This is a genomic window from Actinomycetota bacterium (assembly GCA_030682655.1).
In the GTDB taxonomy this organism is placed as follows: Bacteria; Actinomycetota; Coriobacteriia; order Anaerosomatales; family JAUXNU01; genus JAUXNU01.
In genome coordinates this window covers 1-2,847 of the sequence record JAUXNU010000038.1, presented here as the reverse complement: position 1 = coordinate 2,847, position 2,847 = coordinate 1, and the positions used below count along the sequence as shown (strand labels likewise).

Here is a 2,847-nt window from a genome sequence, read left to right as displayed (position 1 = left end):
ATCGCCATGCCGATCTGGTTCGGGGTCCGCTCGTCGGTCGCGCAGCTCGTGATGGAGCGACTCGACGGCACCTACGCCGAGGGCGACCCGATCACCGGCCAGTACCCCCTCTACGGGAAGGTCGGCGGCGTCATCGTCACCGGCAACGAGGACGGCGCGCACGACTGTTGCGCGAACACACTCTTCAACCTCACACACCTCGGCTGCATGGTTCCGCCGAACGTCGACTGCTACTGGGTCGGCGACGCGGGTCCGGGTCCAAGCTACCTTGCTGCCGGCGGTGACGAGCACCTCTACACCAACAGAACGGCTCGCTACATGGCCCACAATCTCGTGTGGGGTGCGAGGACATTGCGGGCCGATCCCATCGACACCAACCTCAAAGCTCTTGATAGTGAGGCCAAAGCGGTCAGCCGGTAGAGGCACGGTCGAGAGTGGGAGCCATGGTTCCTTCGCGCGAAGAAGCACGCGCGTTGCTTGCCCGGCACGGCGGCGACGCGCCGTGGACGCAGCACTGCGATGCGGTCGCGAATGCAGCGGTGGCCGTGGGCGCGCTCCTCCGCGACGCCCGGGCTGTGGACTTGGATGCCCTCTGGTCGGTCGCGCTGCTCCACGACATCGGCAGATACGCCACGCACGACCCGATTCTTCACGGCGTCGAGGGCTACAACCTGATGATGAGCCTCGGCCGGCCCGACGTCGCCTTCGTCTGCGCCTCCCATGTCTTGTTCGGCATCCCCGAAGACGAGGCGGAGTTGTTCGGTCTTCCGGCCCAAAGCTTCGAACCCCGGTCGACTGAAGAACACATCGTGCCGCTCGTCGACTTCCTGATTGAAGGGACAAGGCCGACCACGCTGAGCCTGAGATTCGCTTCACTGCGCGAGCGAAACACTGGCAACACGGCCTTCATCAGCAGACTGGATCGGGCCCAGCAACGAGCAACGGCGTTCATGGCAGAAGTCGCCGAAGAGACCGGTCTCTCGGTCGAAGGCGTCGTCGCGTCGGGCTAGCACCGCCTGCCGATGGCGTCCGCTTCAGCCGAGCAGGTCACCCAATTCCTCTGGAGTCGTGACGGGTCGCTCGCACGCGAAATGGCGACAGAGATACGCGGTCGTGTATCCGTCTGTGGAATCGCGCCCCGTGAGCAGCGCGATGCCGCTGTCCTCATCCTCCGCCTTCGCGGCAACGAGGAGGTTGGGCCTGTAGGTAGCGCGCACCACCGCGAGCATCGGCAGAGGATCGGGTCCGACAATGGCAAGTTCACTTGGCGGCGAGAGCATGAAGTCGAGTGCGGACAGCCACATCGCGAATCCGAGAGGAACCTGAAGCATCTGATCGGCGACGCCAGCAACGGCGGCTCCAGCTGCCTCCGAGTAGCTCGATTCACCCGTGTACTCGCCCAGCCTCGCGAGGACCATCGCTGCCACGGACCCGCCTGAGGGCATGGCGCCATCCTGCGTCTCCTTCGGCCGGAAGAGTAGCGCCTCGTGGTCGTCACTCGTATCGAAGAAGCCGCCCGCTGGATCGGAGAAGTGAGCGAGAATCTCGTCCGCAAGACCCACCGCCGCGTCGAACCACGCAGGGTCGAATGTGGTCTGGTAGAGCTCCAGCAGACCCTCGGCATAGTGAGCGTAGTCTTCGAGGTAGCCGTTGAGTCGAGATTGGCCTGCCTTCCAGGTGCGCCGGAGACGGCCGTCCTGATCCCGCATCAGACCCAACACGAACGCCGCGTTCATCTCAGCAATGGTCAGGTAGTCCTCGCGGTCGAATGCCCGCGCGGCTTCTGCAAATGCCGACAACATCAGTCCATTCCAGGCGATGAGCACCTTGTCATCAGTGCCAGGCCTCACGCGGCCGGATCGAACCGTCAGCAGCCGCTCGCGCACGCGTTGGATTTGCGCCTCGACATCCGCGATGTCGAGTGATGACTCAACGGCTGCCCGCGAGATCGACTTGGCCGCGTGCAGGATATTCGAGCCCTCGAAGTTGCCGCGCTCGGTGACGCCATAAGTTGACATGAAGAGTTGGGCATCACCCGCCGGATCAGCTGAGTGGTCGTCAAGCGCCGCCACAATCTCGTCAGGCCTCCAAACGAAGAAGCGCCCCTCCTCGCCCTCCGAGTCCGCGTCCTGCGCCGAGTAGAAACCGCCGTGGGTGTCTAGCATCTCGCGAGCAACGTAGTCGAGAGTCTCCTCGACAATGCGCCTGTAGAAAGCATCGCCAGTGACCTGCCACGCGTGCAGATAGACCCGTGCGAGTTGAGCGTTGTCGTAGAGCATCTTCTCGAAGTGCGGCACGAGCCAGAACGCGTCGGTGGCGTAGCGGTGGAAGCCTCCGCCGAGTTGGTCGTATATCCCCCCATGGGCCATCGCATCGAGGGTGTGGGTGACCATCTCCAGCAGCGCCTCGTCGCTGGTCGCCACATATCTCCGCAGGAGGAACTCTAGGACCGCCGGCTGTGGGAACTTGGGAGCACCGCCCCAGCCACCGTGTCTGCGATCGAACGTGCGCGACAATCCACGAACAGCCGCATCGAGCACCTCGCGGCCGAGGGGCACGCCCGACGAGCCCGCGACTGTGTCGCCACTGGCGAGCATCGCAGACAGCCGGGTACCGGCGTCGACAACCTCGTCTCGCTGCGTCTGCCACAGCTCGGCGATGCGCTCAAGCACCTGGGTAAATGACGGCATGCCGTGGCGTGGGGTGTCCGGATAGTACGTACCACCATAGAACGGCTCACGGTCAGGAGTCAGGAACACGCTCATCGGCCATCCGCCGTGTTCGGTCATGGCCTGGACCGCCTTCATGTAAATGGCGTCCACGTCAGGTCGCTCCTCGCGGTCGACC

The 2,847-nt window shown here is 64.1% G+C and carries 3 protein-coding genes; 2 read left to right on the top strand and 1 reads right to left on the bottom strand.

Annotation, left to right across the window (positions count from 1 at the left end; translation table 11 throughout):
* Window positions 1–420 (top strand): flavodoxin family protein (locus Q8K99_02115; GenBank protein MDP2181350.1); only part of this gene is annotated, 420 nt, incomplete at its 5' end.
* A gap of 23 nt (window positions 421–443) precedes the next feature.
* Window positions 444–1,010: an HDIG domain-containing protein gene (locus Q8K99_02110; protein MDP2181349.1), complete on the top strand. Its 567-nt coding sequence runs from the start codon at window positions 444–446 to the stop codon at window positions 1,008–1,010.
* 24 nt (window positions 1,011–1,034) lie between these two features.
* On the opposite strand, the gene Q8K99_02105 is transcribed toward Q8K99_02110, so the two are convergent.
* Window positions 1,035–2,847: thioredoxin domain-containing protein (locus tag Q8K99_02105; protein ID MDP2181348.1), on the bottom strand; the 1,813-nt coding region annotated here is incomplete at its 5' end.

Bases quoted from the DNA above. Each gene is read 5' to 3' on its own strand.
- Q8K99_02110 (MDP2181349.1), top strand. From the start codon at position 444: ATGGTTCCTTCGCGCGAAGAAGCACGCGCGTTGCTTGCCCGGCACGGC.